Source organism: Corynebacterium sp. 239_CJEI (assembly GCF_001055995.1).
Lineage (GTDB): Bacteria > Actinomycetota > Actinomycetes > Mycobacteriales > Mycobacteriaceae > Corynebacterium > Corynebacterium jeikeium_D.
Window position 1 is genome coordinate 1 of the sequence record NZ_JVOW01000005.1, and the last position, 20,152, is coordinate 20,152.

Annotated in this window: 18 protein-coding genes; 6 read left to right on the plus strand and 12 right to left on the minus strand. The window is 57.8% G+C overall.

From position 1 onward, the window contains the following. Positions 1-425: 425 nt before the first annotated feature. Entirely contained in the window at positions 426-1,703 is a 1,278-nt protein-coding gene (locus ADB08_RS00860) for an MFS transporter (protein ID WP_048732259.1), read from the minus strand. Positions 1,704-1,964: 261 nt separating this feature from the next. Between ADB08_RS00860 and ADB08_RS00865 the strand changes: the two genes are divergently transcribed. Continuing rightward, positions 1,965-3,533, plus strand: coding sequence for an NYN domain-containing protein (locus ADB08_RS00865; RefSeq protein ID WP_049170067.1), 1,569 nt, complete (start codon positions 1,965-1,967; stop codon positions 3,531-3,533). A gap of 181 nt (positions 3,534-3,714) precedes the next feature. On the opposite strand, the gene ADB08_RS00870 is transcribed toward ADB08_RS00865, so the two are convergent. Beyond that, entirely contained in the window at positions 3,715-4,569 is an 855-nt protein-coding gene (locus ADB08_RS00870; RefSeq protein WP_049170068.1) for a PspA/IM30 family protein, read from the minus strand. Between the two features lie 161 nt (positions 4,570-4,730). Here ADB08_RS00870 and ADB08_RS00875 point away from each other — a divergent pair, with 161 nt between their 5' ends. Further along, on the plus strand, positions 4,731-6,020 hold the full coding sequence (locus ADB08_RS00875; RefSeq protein WP_049170070.1) for a serine hydrolase: 1,290 nt from the start codon (positions 4,731-4,733) through the stop codon (positions 6,018-6,020). Between the two features lie 105 nt (positions 6,021-6,125). Here the strand turns inward: ADB08_RS00875 and trxA are convergent, their stop codons facing one another. The 10 genes from trxA to ADB08_RS11450 all read right to left on the minus strand — a co-directional run bounded on the left by trxA (position 6,126) and on the right by ADB08_RS11450 (position 16,146). After that, a complete protein-coding gene (gene trxA, locus ADB08_RS00880; protein WP_016421700.1) occupies positions 6,126-6,506 on the minus strand; it encodes a thioredoxin in 381 nt (126 codons plus the stop codon). 142 nt (positions 6,507-6,648) lie between these two features. After that, entirely contained in the window at positions 6,649-7,497 is an 849-nt protein-coding gene (locus tag ADB08_RS00885) for a fumarylacetoacetate hydrolase family protein (protein WP_016421701.1), read from the minus strand. Between the two features lie 89 nt (positions 7,498-7,586). Further along, entirely contained in the window at positions 7,587-8,783 is a 1,197-nt protein-coding gene (locus ADB08_RS00890) for an acyltransferase family protein (protein ID WP_049170073.1), read from the minus strand. Positions 8,784-8,925: 142 nt separating this feature from the next. After that, the gene (gene dnaB / locus ADB08_RS00895; protein ID WP_049170075.1) at positions 8,926-10,518 is read right to left on the minus strand and encodes a replicative DNA helicase; all 1,593 of its coding nucleotides are present in this window, start codon (positions 10,516-10,518) and stop codon (positions 8,926-8,928) included. 735 nt (positions 10,519-11,253) lie between these two features. Continuing rightward, a complete protein-coding gene (gene rplI / locus ADB08_RS00900) occupies positions 11,254-11,706 on the minus strand; it encodes a 50S ribosomal protein L9 (protein ID WP_005511982.1) in 453 nt (150 codons plus the stop codon). Positions 11,707-11,806: 100 nt separating this feature from the next. Beyond that, positions 11,807-12,373, minus strand: coding sequence for a single-stranded DNA-binding protein (locus ADB08_RS00905; RefSeq protein ID WP_049170077.1), 567 nt, complete (start codon positions 12,371-12,373; stop codon positions 11,807-11,809). Between the two features lie 121 nt (positions 12,374-12,494). After that, positions 12,495-12,782 carry a 30S ribosomal protein S6 gene (rpsF, locus tag ADB08_RS00910; RefSeq protein WP_005511978.1) on the minus strand — a complete coding sequence of 96 codons (288 nt, stop codon included), beginning with the start codon at positions 12,780-12,782 and terminating at the stop codon, positions 12,495-12,497. A gap of 311 nt (positions 12,783-13,093) precedes the next feature. After that, positions 13,094-13,285, minus strand: a complete 192-nt coding sequence (locus ADB08_RS00915; protein ID WP_016421704.1) for a hypothetical protein — start codon at positions 13,283-13,285, stop codon at positions 13,094-13,096. Beyond that, entirely contained in the window at positions 13,286-15,763 is a 2,478-nt protein-coding gene (locus ADB08_RS00920) for a transglycosylase domain-containing protein (protein ID WP_049170079.1), read from the minus strand. Between the two features lie 11 nt (positions 15,764-15,774). Next, on the minus strand, positions 15,775-16,146 hold the full coding sequence (locus ADB08_RS11450) for a DUF5318 family protein (RefSeq protein WP_224783765.1): 372 nt from the start codon (positions 16,144-16,146) through the stop codon (positions 15,775-15,777). Positions 16,147-16,417: 271 nt separating this feature from the next. On the opposite strand from ADB08_RS11450, the gene ADB08_RS00925 reads away from it, so the two are divergent. The 4 genes from ADB08_RS00925 (at position 16,418) to ADB08_RS00940 (ending at position 20,068) form a co-directional block, all read left to right on the plus strand. Then, positions 16,418-17,503: an inositol-3-phosphate synthase gene (locus tag ADB08_RS00925; RefSeq protein WP_016421706.1), complete on the plus strand. Its 1,086-nt coding sequence runs from the start codon at positions 16,418-16,420 to the stop codon at positions 17,501-17,503. Positions 17,504-18,025: 522 nt separating this feature from the next. After that, positions 18,026-18,517, plus strand: a complete 492-nt coding sequence (locus ADB08_RS00930; protein WP_016421708.1) for a MarR family winged helix-turn-helix transcriptional regulator — start codon at positions 18,026-18,028, stop codon at positions 18,515-18,517. Positions 18,518-18,675: 158 nt separating this feature from the next. After that, positions 18,676-19,608 carry a universal stress protein gene (locus tag ADB08_RS00935; RefSeq protein ID WP_049170081.1) on the plus strand — a complete coding sequence of 311 codons (933 nt, stop codon included), beginning with the start codon at positions 18,676-18,678 and terminating at the stop codon, positions 19,606-19,608. 46 nt (positions 19,609-19,654) lie between these two features. After that, positions 19,655-20,068: a hypothetical protein gene (locus tag ADB08_RS00940; protein WP_049170083.1), complete on the plus strand. Its 414-nt coding sequence runs from the start codon at positions 19,655-19,657 to the stop codon at positions 20,066-20,068. The last annotated feature ends 84 nt before the right edge of the window (positions 20,069-20,152 follow it).

The window sequence follows — 20,152 nt, forward strand, 5'->3', positions numbered from 1 at the left end:
CGGCACCCACCAGCAACACACACGCGCAAACGACAACCAAACAAGCACTTTCCCAAAAAAAGTATTAGTTAGTACATCGGCACACTATTGAGTTCTCACACAACACACACCCACGAAGACAACCACCCCAACCAGGGCAACCACCACGTGAGCAGCGAGAGAAAACATTAACAAACAATTAACCAGAAAGTCAAACCAACGACTCCCAGCGGCTAACCGCACGAAAACATTTCCCCCACATCAACCAACCAAACACATAAACTGCCTGGCCACGCTGACCTCCAGATACATTACACACATGCCCCTATTTAAGCGAATCCGCTGGTAGAACCTGGAAAACGAATCACTTTAGTTAACTCTGTACGCCAGATTTGAGCCTTCCTACGGCTCGGGCGCTACTTTTCAGCAACTCAGCAATCGACCAATTACTTAGTCAGAGCCGCCTTGTCACCTGCGAGTCGTCGCCAAGCAGTGGCAGACGCGACCCCCATCAGCGCACCCGCACCCAGAAACACGCTGCCTGCACCCATCGCGGTAGCACCCAAACCAGCAACCGGCGGCAGGATGACCTGCGCCAAGCGGTTACCCATCAGTCGGATGGATAGCGCCTGAGCGCGCACCTCGGCATCCACCAGGGAGCTCACCCACGTCATTGACATGGGCATGACAAAACCCCACGCCAAGCCACAGATACCAACTGCGACAACCATCAGCCACGCACTCTGTAGCCACGGCATTGCCAAAAGCGGCAGGACACCGGCACAAACTGCAATGATAAGGACTCGATTGCGATTAGCTCGGTTCAAAACAGTCGGCATGAGGGCTCGGGAAATAATCGCGAGGCCACTACGCGCACCAAGGATTGCCGTCACCTCGGCAACACTAAAGCCCAGTTCGCGTCCCAGCACCGGCACATATGCCGTCAACAGGTCAATGGCTACGATGACCGCAATTGATACAGCCATGGCGCTGGACATGCCGTCGATACGCAGGATGCTTAGGACCGATGCGCCGCTGGCTTCGGCCTGCGCCGGCCGCCTCTTGTCCATCCGGCTGCGGTCGCTAACAGTCGACGCCGGGGATTGCTCAGTTGAGCTAGCAGCTTGCACTTCGGCGGCTGCATTCGCTTCGTGCCGTCGATAAGCAGTTGCGACCGGCCAGCCGATGACCAGGGCGACCGCGCCGATTCCCGTCATCGCCCAGAGCGCAGAAGTGGTGGCGGTCATGGCGCTGCCGTCGTGGTTGGGAGTGAGCAGACCTGCACCGACAATGCCGAGGAACTGCCCGACGGAAATTCCGAGCGTGAAATAAGCAAAGAGGCTATCGAGCCCGGCGACGCCGCCACGCAGGTGCGAAACCATGCCTTGAGCGGCGATGAGCGTGGTCATGTGGGCAAAACCCAGGGCCACGTAGCCGAGCAGAAGAATAGGTAGGTTCGGCGAGAGCGCCATTACTGCTGCCGCGATGACGGTGGCGACGAGACCGGAGTACATGACTTCGGTGGCGCGATGACTGTCGACAAGCTTGCCGGCGGGAAGCGCAATAATAAGAGGTACAAGTGAAAATGCGGCAGTGAACCAGCCGACGGTGGCGGCGGAACCGCCAAAATCGAGGACTCGCCAAGAAAGCAGCACGCGACCGCCGTTGAAAACCGCTTGTCCCAACACAGTAATGAGAACCAATAGGCCGAACCAGCGTCTCATACCTGTTTGTAACTCCCCTTCTCCTGTGTGGTCGTACTCTTCGCGGGGCGATTTCTTTGCACGTCAATACCTAAATTGATCGGTGCCTTCTCGTCGACTCGCACTCCTGCCAACCCGCGAAGGGCGGTCAAAGTGATGCGGCTTATTAAGAATAGTCCCTGAAGTTAAACATGTTTAGCGCATAGAATGAATTATTCGGGCATCCTTGTCGATGTAACCGGTTTGCTTATTTAGTTAATAAAGAATCAGGAATTAGGAGCCATGCTTGAACGCACATTGGTGTTCGTCGATACGTCATATTTATTGGCGAGCTTTTACAACTCGTGGGAAACCGGAGCCCGCGGGCAATTAGAAATCGACCTTAGAGAAGTAGTTAGTGTCCTTGACCGAATGATTAACCAGCAGCTGAACCAGCCAGTTCAGCGGCAACTTTGGTACGACGGCATCCCGGAGTCGGGGCCGCATCGTTACCAGCGCTCACTGCGCACGATTGATGGTGTGCAGCTGCGCGCAGGTCAGCTCATTGAATGGGGTGACCGACGGACTCAGAAGGCCGTCGATACGCGACTCGTCGCAGACATGGTCGTCGCCGGCCTGCGCAACCAAGTTTCCGATATCGTGCTGGTCTCGGGCGATGCGGACATGCTGCCCGGCGTCGCTGAGGCTTCGGCTGCCGGTGTGCGTGTGCATCTCTACGGCTTCGGCTGGGACTCCATGTCCGGTGCACTTCGCCATGCCTGCGATTCGACGACAATCCTCGATCCCCGCGAGGACTTCGCCGACGCCATGCAGCTCAACGTCCTTGAAGGCCCAATCCCACCGGTCGTCCGCACGAATAAGCCGCTGGGCGATGCCGAACCAATCGAGGATCTCGGCGCCACCTGCGTGCCGGATACGCGCATCACTCCTCCGGGCGAGGGCTCGCTTGACGACGGCACGGAGAACACTCCCTCCGCTGCCGACGGTGACGCTGCTTCGCCGGAGGCCGGCACTCCGGAGGTTCCGCAGGACCAGCGCGTTGTGCCATCCCCCACGGCTGACAGCGACTCCGACTGTCGCAGCGAAGACAATGCCGCAGCCACGCCGACGGCCAAGGCCGACTCGCCGAAGTTCAACGAGGTCGAGCACGCGGCCAAGATGGGTGCCCGGGAAATCCCGGCGCAGGCTGAGCACCGCGCTGAGGTAGAGCGCACCGGCGGTTCGGAAGCTACACGGGTGGATTCCGCTGCTTCGGGCGTTTCGGCTGCCTCACCAACGCAGCCAACGCAGCCAGCACAGCCTTCTCCAGCGACCATGCCCGGCGCGACAGTCAACACTGGCAGTGGGGCTGGTAACGACACTGTGAACAACACCGGAGCCGAGCATGCAGGCGCGTCTGCCCCCGATTCCGCGTCGTCGACTGCAACCGGCAGTGGGGAGTCGGCGACGGAGTCGTCGACAAGCGAAGACGGTGCCAACACGAGTACGCCGAAACCAAGCCCGCGGCCGAATCCTTCGATGATGGCGCCAAGGAGGAAGCTGCGTAGTCGATACGTGCCCCTGCCGAACGAGGTGTGGGCATCCGCGGGTTTTCAGACGCCGTTCGATGTGGGACAGCAGTACGCGAACTGGTGGTACGAGAATATTGCAAACGAGCAGGCGCGCGATAGTGCCCACTTGCTCTCTGGTGGTGGGCTGCCACCGGACATTGATCGTCCGCTGCTGCAGTTTGCGTGCGAAACCCTGCACGAATACACGCTGACGGAGACGCAGCGCGTCAATCTGCGCGATGGTTTCCACGCCGGTATCCGCGGAGTGCTGCTCGCGCGGAAGAACGGCGAATTGGAGTAATAGCGCGCCTCACGGATTCGGCAGTTTCGGTGGCTTCAGCACTGCTGGCGCTACTGTCGCTGCTGGCGCTGCTGGTGCGAGAAAGTGTCGGGGTTTATGTCAGTTTAGGGTGGTTTTTCCCGCTCAAACTGACATAAACCCCGACACTTTCTTGTTGACGATTGTTGGCAACTGGTGAACGCTACTTCGCTTCGTCTGCGTCCGTTGTGGTGTCCTCAACGGCCTCAACGGACTCGACAGCCTCGGCGGCCTCGGCGGCCTCCAGCTCGCCGGCGTTATCCTTCGCGGCAGAACCGGATTCGAGAGCAGCGTTTTCATTACTCATCTGGGCACGAATTTCGGCCAGACGCATGTCAGCAGCGGCATCGCGAGTCGAAGTCTCGATCTCAGCCATGCGACCTGCTTGTGAGGATTCCGCGAGCTCCTGAGCGCCCAACGCATTGGCGTAGCGGCCTTCAATCTTCTCACGGACCGAATCCAAAGTCGGCACATTCGGATCCTCGGAAATACCCTGCATGCTCTGGAGAGTCTTCGACGCGGTCTCTTGCATCTTGGCCTGATCCGCCTGCGACTCCAGCTTGCGGATATCCTGCTTAATCTGCTCGTAGCGAGCCTGCGACTGCTGCGCCTGACGCTGTGCCTCCTCAGCAGCAGATACGGCCTGCTGGTGGAGCTGCGTAGTATTTTCCAGCTCCTTTTCAACATTCACCAGCTGGGTGGCAAACACCTCAGCAGTGCTTTCCATCTTCTGTGCAGTGGCCTCATCGCCCTTGGCACGAGCTTGATCCGCATTGGCGAGTGCCTGCCGGGTGTTCTCGGTAATCTTGTCACGCTCAGAGGTCAACCGCCCCAGCTGCATTTCCAGCTGATTGCGGTTGCCGATGATAGCCGCAGCCTGACGCTGAATCTCCTGATGGCGCTGACGCTCGGCCTCAGCTGCCTGTGCAATCTGAACCTTAGGATCCGCATTGTCCTCGATCTTCTTATCGAACGAAGACATCATGTACTTCCAGCCCTTGGCAAATGGATTAGCCATGCAAATCCAACCTTCCTCAACATATGCGGAATAACTAATCGGAACCGAGAAGATTCCATCTCTTAAAAAATTGTACGTGAGCTAGCTCGCTCTCTCTCGGCAAACGGTAAGAGCTGGTTACCGACGAGCAAGACTCCCCTAGAGTTGTAAACTCTCTAAACATGGTTCATTGCCCTCAACGCGCGTACCGCGGACTGGCCGCGAGTCTCGCCGCGGTAATTACTCTGTCAGCAACTGCGCCGCTGGCTAACGCGACAGTCACCGCAACTGCTGACTCCACCGATACCGGTGCATTTTCGCAGGTAGTCGTAGCAGCTCCATCCTCAACGGAGCCGGCTAAGCCCTCCGACGCAAAAACGAAGAAGACCACCGAAAAGCCAACTGAAAAGGCTCCCGAGAAGAGCACAGGGCGAACCGCAGAGAAGTCGGCTGAGAAGTCGACCGAGAAAACCTCTTCACCGACATCGGAAACGTCCTCGACGGAGCCGTCGGAAAGCACTGTGAAAAGTGAGCCGAAGGAGTTTCCCCCACTTGTGCCAGGGGCGAAGACCCAGTGGGGCCTTGGCGTGCAAACTCGTCTCGACGAAGTGACCGAGAACTTCGATGCTAAGGGCGGCATGCTCGGCATGGGCATTCTGGATCGCCAGACCGGTGAGTTCATCTGCAACTCACACTGTGATGATGTTTTTCGCCTCGCCAGCCTGATGAAGGTATTCGTCGCCGACGTTGTGGCCTATTCCAACTACACGCAGCCGAAGAAGGGCGAGATCGTCGCTGGCGAGGGCGATATGCCGGTTGAGGGCAACCCCGACGCCATGCTGCGCGACGACATGATTCGATACTCCAACAACGAAGCAACTGACGAGCTGTGGGATTCCTACGGCGGTGTACGCATCGTTGACAATGTCCGACAGCGCTACGGCCTCTCGGATAAGACTGTCGGCTCACCTATGTGGGGAGCCACCACCAGTACGCCAGCCGACATGGTTGCCTACTTTGACCGGATGCTGAGCGAAGAAGGCGGGCTGAGCGACACGGAGACCAAATACATGCGTCAGCTGATGTACTCACTGCCGCGCTACTCCTACGGCGATGCAGACCAGAACTTCGGTCTGCGTGCAGCGCTACCGAAGGAAACGATTGCCAACAAGTCCGGTTGGTACGAAGAGCAGCACACCACTGCCGGATTCCTTGGCGACGATGACCGTTACGCTATCGCGGTTCTGGGCAAAAACCTGACCGCCAACGAACTCACCGAAGCTGTCAAGCACGTGTTCCCAGACGGGCAGGTTCTGCCAACAGGTGAGAAGGAGACAAAGCACGCCCGCACCAGCGCACCACTGTCGATTGAGGAGGACTCAAACAAAGTCGCTCCAGCCCTGTGGGCGCTAGTAGCAGCACTCGCTGGCTTTGGTATTGGCTGGCTCATTCGTGGCCAGCGCGCGGACTAGATACAAAAAGCCCCCCGCGCGCTTGAGGGCTAGTTCAGGCGCGGGGGCTTACGCGGAAGTGCTCCAAGTCGGAAAACGCACAGTATGCGGGCTGAACCGCAGAGTTTACTCGGTAGCGCTATCCTGTGCGGCCTGCTCGGCAATTTGCGCACGGACATCATCCATGTTCAGCTCCGAAGCCTGGCCAACCAGATCGCTCAGGGCGGCCTCCGGCAGCACACCAGAGTGCTGGAACAGCAGGATTCCCTCGCGGAAAACAAACAGCGTCGGAATCGACTGAATGCCCAGGGCTGCCGAAACCTCCTGGTTGGCATCGGTGTCCAGCTTTGCGAACACTACCTCTGAGTGCTTCTCGGAAGCCTTCTCATAAATCGGGGCGAACTGGCGGCACGGACCGCACCAGGATGCCCAGGCATCAACGAGCACGATGTCGTTGTTCTGAATAGTCTCAGCGAAAGTCTCGTTCGTAATATCAACAGTTGCCATGGGTCTAACTCCTCTTACTCTTTAACGTCGTGTTCTAACTTCACGTTCTTTACGTAGGTTTTTACCCGTTAGTCTCCCACAACGCACGCGGGGGTCGATTCATTCCCGCCGGGTTCGCGGGAACGTCGTAAAGCGGCGCGTGCTAGTGGTTGATGCGGACAGTGTTGGCCTGTTTACCCAGACCATCGATGGTGATGACCATTTCCTGGCCATCCTGAAGGTAGGTCTGCGGGCTCATGCCGTGGCCAACACCCGCCGGCGTTCCCGTGGAGATGACATCGCCCGGGTTCAGCTGCACGAACTGTGAGATGTAGGCGATCAACTTCGCCGGGGAGAAAACAAGGTCCGCAATCGGTGCATCCTGGCGCAGCTCTCCGTCGACGTATGTGCGCACCCGCGCGGAGTCCGCATCGAAAGCATCAGCCGTGAGCATCCACGGCCCGAAAGCACTGGCGCGCTGCAACGTCTTCCCCTGTAGCCACTGCGCGGTAGCGTACTGGAAATCGCGCTGAGTGAAGTCATTCATAATCGCGTACCCAGCGATAGCGTCCTGTGCCTGCTCCTCCGACACCCGCAGGCAGGTCTCACCGACGATAACCGCGAGCTCGCCTTCGTAATCGAGCTTCTCCGCGCAGGCCTCCGGCACTCGGATATCATCCTTCGCACCGGCGACGGCATCGGCAAACTTCGCGAATAACGTTGGCACCTCGGGGCGCTGGTGCCCCATCTCGTCGATGTGCGCGGCATAGTTCAAGCCGACGCAGACGATTTTGCCCGGCCGCGTAATCAGCGGTGCGAACGCCCACGCGCTCTCCGCCATGACGTTGTCAGGGTTGTTCCCCGCCTCCGCCAAGAGTTCTTCCGCTTCACGACGCCACGTTGGCCGCGCTAACACATCTCCGAGACAGTGGTCATCAAAAAGGACCGCTACGCCGTCGCCGAGAACAGCGGCGCGGGTTGCACCCTGGTATCGCAACGTTGCTAGACGCATGGCTTTCTCATTTCTTCATGGCTATTCTCTGTGTCACTTCTGCCGCCTGATCGGCTCCCGGTTCCACGCTACCGCCTTGTTGAGCTGAATTAGGAAGCAGGTTCGCTCTTAGGCTGCCGCGGAGCCTCGCCTTCAGGCAGGGAAGAAGGATTCTGACTGCGCTGAAGGGCACGCTGCCCCGGCGTAGTCATGCGCACTACCCACACAGGACGGACAAAGAGCCACCCGGCACCGATGGCAAGCAGCAACCTGTGCAGACCAAGACACAGCATCGCCGCAATGATAGTCACCAGCGGCGTCATGATGACCAAATGTGGGTCCTTCGGCAGAATGAGGTCACAAATAATCATGACCACAACCAACATTGGAATGTGCATGAGGAAGATAGGCAGCGTTCGGCCGCCAACCTTTTCAAAAGGCACAACTAGGCGAGTGTTCTGCAGCATCGCCATAATATTGATTGCAGCCAGTGCGCCAGTGGTGGACAGGTACACGCGGGTGAAGCCGACGTTGCCTTCGTTAAAGCTCGAGTAGGTCGCCTGCACCCAGATCGCCACCGACAGAAACGCCGTCAGCGTCACTAGTAGTGCGAGACCACTGCGACGCTGTGCCATCCGGAAGATCCAGGGCGCGCCGTACATGCCCAGCACGTAGAAGAACAGCATTTTGCTGACAAAGTCCCACGACCAGCTGGACGAGGCAAAAGGCGCCCATGCACTAATGAGGCCTGTAACGATGAGCTGAATCACCGGATGTACCCAGCGGAATGCTCGTGTGAGAATTGCGAACAGCGCCAGCGCCCACAGGAACCATAGGTAGGAAGTTGGTTCGATGATCGCGTGAAGCGTGTTGTAAATTCGCGGCCCCCACGCGCTATGGTCTGTAATCGGCGCCGGAGACACTATGCCATCGGCATCCACGTGCGTATACGGCATGAGGAAAAGCACGAAGTCACGCAGTGGAACCCAAATCACGTAGAGATAGACCATCACCCAGATTCGGCGATTGGCTAACTTATGCCACGACTCCTTGAGTGCCTTGCCGGCAAAGAGACCAGATAGCAGGAAAAACAGCGGCATACGGATTGGTCCGAGGAAGAAGTTAATCCCCGCCCACTGCGCCGTGTAGTAACCGTGCGCTTGCAGCTCTGTGATGGCATGGCCAAGCACAACTAAAAGAATGCACAGCCCCTTAGCCGCATCTACCCAACCGACGCGCTGTTTCGGCGCACTCTTCTGCCTTTTCGCTTTGGCCTCCGCTGCCACGGGAGCGGCAGTTGGTGACATAGTGCTTCCCCGCTTCCCGACGACTCCGCGTAACCCTCAAAACCTTCAAAACCATCAACGCACGAAAACTCGCCCCATTGACTGTCACTCACCTTACCTAGCCCCCCGGATTGCACTAATTCTGGGTGGCTAGGCCAGGCACCTAGAGAGAACCGCTGGGCTCCTCCGCTAGGTTGGCGAACCTGGAGTAGTGCAGCTGGTGGGCCACAGCAATGCTTCCGGTCGGTCCACCACGGTGCTTTGCGACGATAATATCCGCCTCACCAGCACGTTCATGGTCAGCCTCCTGCGAGTCCGGCCGGTAAATTAGCATGACGATATCGGCATCCTGCTCCAGCGAACCCGACTCACGCAGGTCCGAGACCTGTGGCTTCTTATCTGTGCGAGCTTCCGGACCACGGTTCAGCTGCGAAATTGCAATCAGCGGTACCTCGAGTTCCTTCGCCAACAACTTGAGCTGACGGGAGAACTCCGAGACCTCTTGCTGCCTGGACTCGACTTTTTTACCCGAGCTCATCAGCTGCAGGTAGTCGACCACAATCATCTTCAGATCGTGCTTCTGCTTCAGCTGACGTGCCTTCGCGCGAATTTCCATCATGGTCAGGTTCGGCGAGTCATCAATAAACAGCGGAGCATCCCGAATCTTGTCGCCGACCTCGACCAGCTTTGTCCAGTCCCGCTCATCCAGGTCACCGGAGCGCAAAGATGCCATGTTGATTTTCGCCTCTGCGGACATGATGCGCATCATGATTTCGTTGCGCGACATTTCCAACGAGAAAATTGCGCTGGTCATGCCGTTGCGAATCGATGCCGAACGCATGAAGTCCATCGCCAGCGTGGACTTACCCACACCCGGACGAGCCGCAATAATCACCATCTGACCTGGGTGAAGGCCGTTCGTCAGCTTGTCCAGGTTGGTAATCCCCGTCGGCACACCCTGCGCCAGACCGCCGTTTTGGGTAATAAGATCCAGTTCCTCCAGCGTGTCATCCAGGACATCGGCGATGGGAACGTAGTCATTCTTCGTGTTCTCACGTCCAACGCTGAAGATGAGCTGCTGCGCCTCATCCACCAGCTGCTCCGGCTCCGTGTCCTCCGCGCCCGCATAGCCGATCTGGGCGATCTTCGTGCCGGCCTCGACCAGGCGACGGATTGTCGCCTTCTCCGCAACAATGCGGGCATAGAACTGCGCATTCGCCGCCGTTGGAACCAGGGAGGCCAAGGTGTGCAGGTACAGCGGACCACCGATACGCTCCAGGTCTCCAGTTCGATCCAGACGACCTGCCAGCAAAATAGGGTCAATTTCCGAGGACTCACCGTAGAGGTGCAAAATCGCCGAGTAAATCGTCTGGTGCGCTGGCCGGTAGAAATCCTCCGGCGTCAGCTGCTCGTACACATCCGCAACGACCTCTGAGTTCAGCAGCATCGCGCCGAGCACACTCTGCTCCGCCTCGATATTGTGCGGCGGCGTGCGCTCAAAAGTCGCGCCCGCGACCGCACTCGCACGAGCGCCACGACCACGGTCTCGCTCCCAGTCCCGCGCCCCAGATCCGCTTGCCGACGATCCGTTGCCCGAGCTCTGAGAGAAGGAATACTCCTCCGGTGGCGCATCCTCTACCGGCGGTTCCGGGGGCAGCGGAACGTCATCGAAGGAATCATCGTGGGAATTTACCGAGTAGGAGGACGCCTCGTCCCCTGCTCCGGAATGACCACCATCACCTACAGGCTGACTCATCGTGAGCAGCTCCTCCCCTTCTGGACCACTTAGGTGCCTTTTCAACCCTGTTGCTGACTGACCGTCACACTCAATATGTCTGTTCCGACCGCCAGCACTGGACACCTGACTACCTACCGCAGTTATACCTGTTCGAGCGGATTGACGGACCTGTAAAAGTACCCTTGAAGGCCCCGGAAAACAATCTTCTACGGTGTTTATCCCCGAAGTTATCCACAGCACCTGTGGACAAGCCTGGGGAGAACATGTGCACAATCAAGAAAAGTCCAGGTGAACGGTCCATAACCCTAAACCGCCGCTTGAATGTTAACGGGGGTAGCGGAGTTTCAACCCGGAAATATTCTATCTACGCAGGTCAGTGCGTATTTGCCTTAATTCTGCACAAATGTAATCCTCTGTTACCTCGTTAGCATCGATGCTGCTCATGCGGAGATTATTAACGATAAATTAATAAAAATCTCGCGCTCTCCAGAAAAGTTATCCACGGCAGCCAGGCAAGTTACCCACAGGTTTATCCACAGCAATCATCGTTAGCCTGTGGACAAGTCGTAGACGCTCTTTCCAACACCTGCGTAAAAGGCTTTAAACCAGCCTTAAACCACGAAAAGCCCCGACCTTTCACTACGAAAGATCAGAGCTTCACGTGTGCTGTTGTCATTGGGCCTCAGAGCCCGCGCAGTCTTTAAACGCGGTGCTCGTCAGCCGCCGTCAAAGTAAAAACTCTAAACCGCGAACTTACGCGGCGACGACCTGTACGGAAACATGCGCGGTAATCTGCGGGTGCAGCGCGATGTCAACGGTGTGCTTACCAAGGGACTTGATCTGGCTCGGAGCAAGCACGACTGCGCGCTTGTCGATAGCCTGACCGGAAGCCTTACGAACTGCATCGGCGATGTCACCCTTGGTGACAGAACCGAACAGCTTGCCATTTTCCGAAGCCTTCACAGCAACGGAGACGTTGTCGAGCGAATCAATCTTCTGCTTGACTTCACGTGCATGGTCGAGGTCGCGGATAGCGCGAGCCTCCTGGGCACGACGAATGCCCTCGATCTGCTTTTCTGCGCCGCGGGTGGCAACAATTGCCAGTCCGCGAGGAAGCAGGTAGTTACGTCCGTAGCCGGCCTTGACCTCAACGATGTCGCCTGCGACACCGAGCTTGTCAACGTCGGCGGTGAGGATCAGCTTCATGATCCCTGCCTTTCGCTGGATATGTCTTTAAAAGATTATGAGAATTGTGGATGCTAAATCTGCTGCAAACTAGTCACGTAGTGCCGTGGCTGCAAGGAGCTTAGAACGGAGGCTCATCGCCGCCGAAGCCGCCACCGGCCGGAGGAGCTGAGTTCCACGGATCTTCCGCAGGAGCTCCGCCACCAAAACCGCGATCGCCCTGTCCACCCTGGTTGCCCTGGTTTCCACCAAAGCCACCGCCGAAACCACCACCGGCATTTCCGCCCTGGCTGCGGTTGCCGCCGCCAAAGTTTCCACCGCCGTTGCGTGGAGTGCGCGTGACCTGAGCTCGAGCGAACTTCAGGGACGGGCCCACCTCATCGACCTCAACCTCAAAGACGGTACGACGCTCGCCCTCGCGGGTCTCGTAACTGCGCTGGCGCAGACGACCCTGGACGATGACGCGCATGCCCTTGGAGAGACTTTCGACAGCGTTCTCCGCCGCCTCACGCCACAGGCTGCAGGTGAGGAACATACCCTCGCCGTCAACCCACTGGCCATCTCGGTACACCCGCGGAGTCGACGCGACGCGGAAGTTCGCGACGGCGGTGCCGTTCTGGGTGTACTTAAGCTCCGGGTCAGCAACCAGGTTGCCAACCACTGTGATTTGTACGTCTCCCTGAGCCATGCTTCTTCTCCTCGGTTGTATTCTGTCGAGCTGATGATGGGGCTTTCGCCCGCTATCCTACGACTTTCGCATTACCGGTGTGTCCCATTCGAGCACTCTGGTTACGCAAATATGACGCAGATTAACGATCAACCCGCAGCACCTTGGTGCGCAGGATGCTGTCGTTCAGATTCAGACGACGGTCGAGTTCCAGCACGGTTGCGGACTCGCAGGTGAGGTCGACGACAACGTAGATGCCGTCTTCCTTCTTCTCGATCGGGTAGGCGAGGTGGCGCTTACCCCAGATGTCCACCTTCTCCACCTTGCCGTTCTCCTTGCGGACAACGTCGAGGTACTTCTCCAGGGACGGGCCTACGGTGCGCTCATCCTGAGACGGATCGATAATAATCATTACTTCGTAGTGACGCACGGACCTCATCACCTCCTATGGTCTAGTTCTTGTATTTCGGCTACACAGCGTGGTGCGCTGGCACTGTCTTTCATGCCAACCGCTATGCAGCAGGAGGATCGTTGCGTCAAGCAACCCTGCCAGGGTACCGCAGGCAGAGGTATATGTCCTAATCGCAGGCGCCATCGGCAAGCAGTACTGGCAAGCGGTGTCAGGGCGCCGAATAGAAAGAGACGCACACAGAGCTACTGCGTGCGCCTCTTTGAATTGTGAAGTTGTCGCGTGCTTGGTGGGCAGTTAACGCTCTAGCAACTGACTACCTGGCCTGCGTCCTACATTGATGTCGAGGAAGCATGTGCCAACGCAATAATCACCGGAATGACTGTCGCGAATAGGAAAGCTGCCAGGCACAGAGCCCAAATGATTGCCGGTTTCCACTTCTGCATGAAGCCCCAAAAGGCCGTGCCGAACATCAGGAAGCCAATCGCGACGCAGACGATGGTGAAAATCACCCACGTGTCCACTTACTGTCCACCTCCAGGGTTACCGGGGTCTCCGCCGCCTTCATTGCCACCGCCGAAACCACCGCCTCCCGGAATCGGGATGGGCAGTAGGTCAGCGATTCCGCCGCCACCGCCTCCGCCATCGCCACCCGGAACCGGAAGCGGTGCAGGCTGCTCCTCGGAGGACTCAGAGGTCGACTCCTCGGCCGACTCCTCTTCTGTGGTCTCCGGGGCATAGCCCTGGTCATAGCCAGAGTCAGAGGTCGACGGCGCCTGGTACTGCGGCGCACCTGCGACACCACCGATTGGCTCCGGCTTGGTGAAGTACTCAAAGTCCTCGTTAGACAGTGCGTTATCCATGGTGTACTTCCACAGATCACCCGGGGTTTGCGAGCCGTACATGATGCCACCATAGGAGTTGTAGAGCGCCGAACCATCGACGTTGCCAACCCACACTGCAGTCGACAGCTGCGGTGTCGAACCGATCATCCACGCATCCTTGTTCTGGCCGGTGTCACCCAACTGCGTAGTACCGGTCTTGGCGGCCGACGGGCGACCACCACTCAAGGGCTTGTTGCTGTAACCGGCAATAGGCTCCATGGCCGATATCATATTGGTGGCCACTGCCTTGGAAACTCGACGGTCGCCCTTGTCAGCGTTGGACTCGTAAACAATCTCGCCCTTGGAGTTTTCGACCTTCTCTACGAAGTGAGTCTGCTGATAGACGCCATCGTTAGTCAGGGTAGCCAGACCAACGGCCATATCCAGCGGACGTGAGAGGTACTGACCCAGGGCGATACCGTCCTGCGAGTGACCGTTGTCGTCCATCAGAGTCTTTTCAATACCCGGGATGGACTCAGCCACGCCCAGACGATGAGCCATTTTGGCGGTGTCATCCGGACCATTCTTCAGGTCGCGCTGCAGGCGAATAAACGGGGTGTTCAGCGACTGCTTCAGGGACTCATAAAGCGGAAGCACGCCACCGCCGGCACCGCCGTCGTTGTGCAGAGTGACGTTACCGGACTGCACAGGTGCCGAAGAGTACTGCGCGGTCAGTGGAATACCTTGATCGAGAGCTGCTGCCAGCGCAAAAATCTTGAAAGTAGAGCCGGTCTGCAGACCGCTGTTTGCGTAGTCCCAACCAGTCGGATCGTCGCCACCGTAGTAGGCGCGGACAGCACCGGTCTTCGGCTCCACCGAAACGATGGCGGCACGCAAACCCGTTGACTGATCGACGTAGTTTTCCATCGCATCCAGGGCAGCCTGCTGCACCGTCGGGTCAATGGTCGTCGTAATGCGTAGACCGCCAGTGTTGACCTCCTGCTCGGAGATACCTTCGCGCTCCAACTCAGCCAGCACCTGATTCTTGATCATGGCAGCCGGGCCGGGCTCCGGAGCCTGCTTCGGCGCCAACGCCGGATCGATGGTCTCCGGGTACTGCATTCCCGCGCGGTCCTGCGGCGAGACGATGTTCATCTCCACCAGGCCATCGAGGACGTAGTTCCAACGCTGCTCAGCCTCTGGACGGTTAGTCCACGGATCCAGTGCGGATGGACGCTGAATCGAGGCTGCCAGCACGGCACCCTCTTCGGCATTCAGCTCACCGACTTCCTTACCGAAGTAGGCCTTCGACGCTGCCGCGATACCGTATGCGTTACGACCAAAGTAAATCGTGTTGAGGTAGGCCTCAAGGATTTCGTCCTTGGTCCACTCCCGCGCCATCTTCGCCGACATGACCAGTTCCTTGGCCTTACGGGTCAGCGTGCGCTCATTGCCCACCACAGCATTCTTGACGTACTGCTGCGTAATGGTCGAGCCGCCACCGGCACTGGAATTACCAGTCACGACTCCCAGAGCCGCACGGGCATAACCAGTCAAGGAGAAACCCGGGTTGGTATAGAAATCACGATCCTCAGCTGCCAGCACTGCATTGCGTACAGCATCCGGCACCTTGTCGATAGTGATGTTGCTTCGGTTACCGCCCTCGGGGACGATGCGCGTGATTTCCTTTTCACCAGAACGGTCATAAATCACCGCAATCTGGCTATTGGCCAACTCCTCTGGCTCCGGCACGTCCGTTGTCGCATAAGCAACACCGAACACAACTACCGGCAACAGCACGACCAACGCCACGGCTAGACCGAGCCACGCTAAAATTCGCCGCTTATTGTCAGTCGGCTGTTCTTCTTGCGCCATCGAGCTTTCCTCTTCATGGTCATCTGGTTCATGGTCATCTGGGGCGTACTGCCCCTTCTCCGGGTCCGGCTCGCTTGCCGACGTCATCTCTGAACCGGTAGCCAGACCCTCGTCACTGCCACCGACCGAAACAGCATCAATGCTGTCGCTGGAATCGTCGTCAAGCGATGCGTCATCGGAGCGTGCGTGCGTATTGAAGGAATCAGCATCCGGCTGATCCCACCACTCGCCTGATGAATTAGAACCCTGGCCCTCGTGAGGGCTGTTAGGACCGCCTGGGCTATCGGGTCGATCATTGCTCACGGGTGCTCTCCCTAGTTTTCTGACTCTTCTCGAGCTGCCTGAAGTGTCCGGGTCAGGAAACTCCACTTGCAGTCGGGGCACACCTCAACTTCTTTGACGGTGCACGAACCATATTCATTAACTATTGCGGATAATTCGTTTTCAGTACAAGCAGAGCCGGAACGACGGCCCAAGTTTTCTCCGAACACCCAGAATACGAGTCGGAGGTCGAATTTGCGACATACTGGGCACTCTTCCTGGGACTTTCTGCCGTGAAAACGCGCGGCAGCGACCAGCCGAGCATCGGCATCACAGAGTGATTTCCGTGAAATCTCCCCTGCACGCCACTGCTCCAATAACTGCTTCTTGAGCAAGGAGTGATCGATCTCGCCCTGCCATGTCATCACGAAGACAGATTAGCAGGCGCGTGCGGGCTGATTTCACCCCCGCTTTATCGGTAAACACATGCCCCCTCACGGTTCGGGCATCGGCAAAAAACGCATAAAGGTATAACGTCACGCTCGTTACCTCAATGCGTGCACCCACTCACGGCCGCACCGCGGGCGTAAGGCCCTGGTGCGGGTTCTGATGCTAGGTTCTGATGCGAGTTCCCGGTGTGAGTTCCCGGCGCGAGGTCAAAGCCTCCGAGCACATAGTTTCAAGGAGAATTACCAAATGAGTTCAATTCGCGTCGCTATCGTCGGCGTCGGCAACTGCGCCTCCTCCCTGGTGCAGGGTGTCGAGTTCTACCGCGATGCAAAGCCCGATGAGACCATTCCTGGCCTCATGCACGTCGTCTTCGGCGACTACCACGTCTCCGATGTCGAGTTCGTCGCAGCTTTCGATGTTGACGACAAGAAGGTCGGCAAGGACCTCTCCGAGGCCATTGTTTCCTCCGAGAACTGCACCATCAAGATTGCCGATGTCCCGACTCTCGGCGTTGAGGTTCAGCGCGGCCCGACCCTGGATGGCGTTGGCAAGTACTACGCGGACACCATCGACGAATCCCCGGCTGAACCGGTCGACGTTGTTCAGGCGCTGAAGGATGCCAAGGTCGATGTCCTGGTCTCCTACCTGCCGGTCGGTTCAGAACAGGCTGACAAGTTCTACGCACAGTGCGCCATTGACGCTGGTGTAGCTTTCGTCAATGCCCTGCCGGTCTTCATCGCTTCCGACCCGGAGTGGGCCAAGAAGTTCGAAGACGCAGGGGTTCCGATTGTCGGCGACGACATCAAGAGCCAGGTCGGCGCAACCATCACCCACCGCGTCATGGCCAAGCTATTTGAGGACCGCGGTGTTCGCCTCGAGCGCACCCTGCAGCTCAACGTCGGCGGCAACATGGACTTCAAGAACATGCTCGAGCGCGACCGCCTCGAGTCCAAGAAGATCTCCAAGACCCAGGCCGTCACCTCCAATCTCACCGGTCCACTGGCCGGCAAGATCGATGACCGCAACGTCCACATCGGCCCGTCCGACTGGGTGGACTGGCTGGATGACCGCAAGTGGGCCTACGTCCGACTCGAGGGCAAGGCCTTCGGCGAGGTGCCGCTGAACCTTGAGTACAAGCTCGAGGTCTGGGACTCCCCGAACTCCGCTGGCATCATCATCGATGCTGTTCGCGCTGCCAAGATCGCCAAGGATCGCGGCATCGGCGGCCCGGTCTACGCCGCTTCTTCCTACCTGATGAAGTCCCCGCCGAAGCAGCTTGCCGACGATGTTGCGCGAGCACAGCTCGAAGCGTTCATCAAGGGCGAAGACTAAAAGGCACAAGCGCTCAAAGGTATAAGCCAGCAGCTCCGAGAGCATGTTCCTTGAAAAGCGTCAGCCGGTTACCCATGCGGTAGCCGCTGGCGCTTTTGTGCTTCTCTCTCCCCTATCCTCCCCGCGTCTCTTCCACGCCTTCTCGCCCTACTCGCTGCTGCGCCCATCTCGTCCCCGCCATGGATGCGTGCGCTGCAGTCGTCGTAAAGCTGACAGCAATACACCCGCGAGGGTTGATCCGCGAGATATATCACAAGCCAAAAGGGTTCGCGAGAGTAGCCGCATGGCTACCTCCAACCCAAAGTTCTAAGTACAGAAGAAGTGACACTTTAGGGGGTTTCTGCCAGCACCGAAAAAACCTTATACGCAGATATGTTTAATGCCTTGTACTGGGGTTTTAGATGATTGGCGAAAAATTCCCGGTGATTTCATTGCCGAAATTACCAGTTGTAGAAAAATAAATAGCACCCCAAATAAATTTCGTATTGGCAACTAGCACTGTTCGCATATAACATCGTCGCTATGACATTATCTTCGGGCTCGATTGGCAATCCTGATGCCGTTACTCCTCTGTCGCTCGCTAAGCGCATTCGCCCTCTTCTGACTCGCGCTGAGCTGCTCTACAGCCGCCGCTCCTCGGAGTCCCAGCTCAGCCGCGCGCAGCTGTCCATCATGATGACCCTGGAGGCACTGGGTGCCTGCCGTATCAGCCAGTTGGCTGAGGCCGAGGCCATCCGCATGCCCACCGCCTCCAACGCCGTGCACCACTTGGAGGTCGCCGGCATGGTGGAGCGCGTCCGCGACAGCAAAGACCGCCGTGGCGTCCGCGTTGAACTGACCGACCGTGGCCGTGAAGAGCTGCACCGCGTTTCTGAAGAGCGCAATCAGCAGATGGCTGAGATGTTCAGCACGCTGACCCAGGAAGAGCTGGAGTTTGGCGCTGGTCTTGAGACGATTCTGTCCAAGATCCTCGAAAACTACCCGGAGCACCCAAAGACAAACCCAAGCGTCTAGTCTCTTTTCCAGCTAGCCCTGCCACCTTTAAGCCCACAGGCAGGATACATAGCTTTTACACTTCCTCGGTGCCGTTTTAAATATGCCCGCCTATCCACGTAGGCTATTACCCAGAAGCACCACTTGGATATTTCTGAGTAATCACAGGAGGATTAGCGATGGCTTCCCGCCCGCTTCGTATCATGATTGCGTGGCGTCCAGGCGAGTACGGCACCGAAACGCTTGCTTACGCCGCTTGGTTAGCTCGCACCACGAAGGTGCAGATTCGCGTTGTCAGCGCACTGTCGCGTGGCTGGCCGCTGACCTCACTGGCTCGGTTGAGCACCAATGACTCCTGGGTTTCCCACGAAACCGAGTCTCTTGAAAAAATCATCAAGGATGAGCTAAAGCTCGCTGGCCTGCGCAAGGGCATGCTTGACGACGATGCCGTACGGATCATCGAATCCTCCAGCGAATCCACAACTATCTGCAACGAAGCCGAAGAATTCGAAGCCGATGTGGTTTTGCTTGGCACCCGCCGAAGCAATACCAAGGACTGGACCGCCAAGAACCGCAGTCGCTTTACTGCGGGATCAACCTCGGATGCGCTGCTGCATTACTCGCCAATCCCGCTGGGATTGGCGATCCCCGGCGCGAAGCTTTCTAAGCACGGTGTGACCCGTGTCAGCATTTGCTACATTGACACCCCACAGTCGCACCACGCATTGAATAAGGCTGCTGACCTGGCATATCGCTGGGAAGTTCCCCTGCGTTTGGTCTCATTTACGCCGCGTGGTGCGACCATGTACCCGACGGAGAACGGCTACGGCCCCTCCTCTGACCTGATGATTGAGTGGCGCGAGCAGGCTATGGGCCTGCTCGACCGCGGTATCGACCGCGCGCATACCCGTTACCCAGACCTTTCCATTGATGCGGAAGTAGCCTCCGGCAACGGTTGGGAAGAGGCCATTCAGTCCATCAAGTGGAAAAAGGGAGACTTGCTCGTTTTGGGTTCGTCTACTCTTGGCCCATTCGGGCGAATTTTCATCGGCTCGTCGACTAACCACATCGTTCGCCACAGCCCAGTGCCAATGCTGATTACTCCGGCCTAGTATGGCAGGCACATCAGACGGCATTTAGAGGCGAGGGGAGCAGAAGGTGGATAATTCATCGGAACGCAGTACACCAGAGCGCAATGAGGATGAAATCTTCGACGAGCTTGAGCGCAAGATGTATTCCGGCAAGCGCGCCTACATCTACACCGCGGGTGTGATTCTTACGACGCTGCTCGCGGGCCTCATTATTGGCATCGCCGGCGCCATTGTCGGTGGCCCCACCTGTGATGCGGGTAAGTCCAGCTTCCTCTGCTCCCGCACTTGGGAGATCCTTTTCCCCGTTGTCCCGGGCGTAATCTCCCTGGTCGGCTGCCTTTTGGGCTTTTGGCAGACCTACGTGGAGTGGAAGAACTTCCGCAACTGGCGCGCGTGGCTCGCTATGTGCTGGGTGCTCATGCCCTTCACTTTGATGTGGATGCTCTCCACATTCGGTGTCCTGATTCTGGGCGTTAAGTAGGGGTAAGAGGCGGCCAGCTTCGGAGCCACCCCTTGAGGCTTTTGCGAGAAAGTCTCAAGCGAGAAAGTGTCTGGGTTTATGACA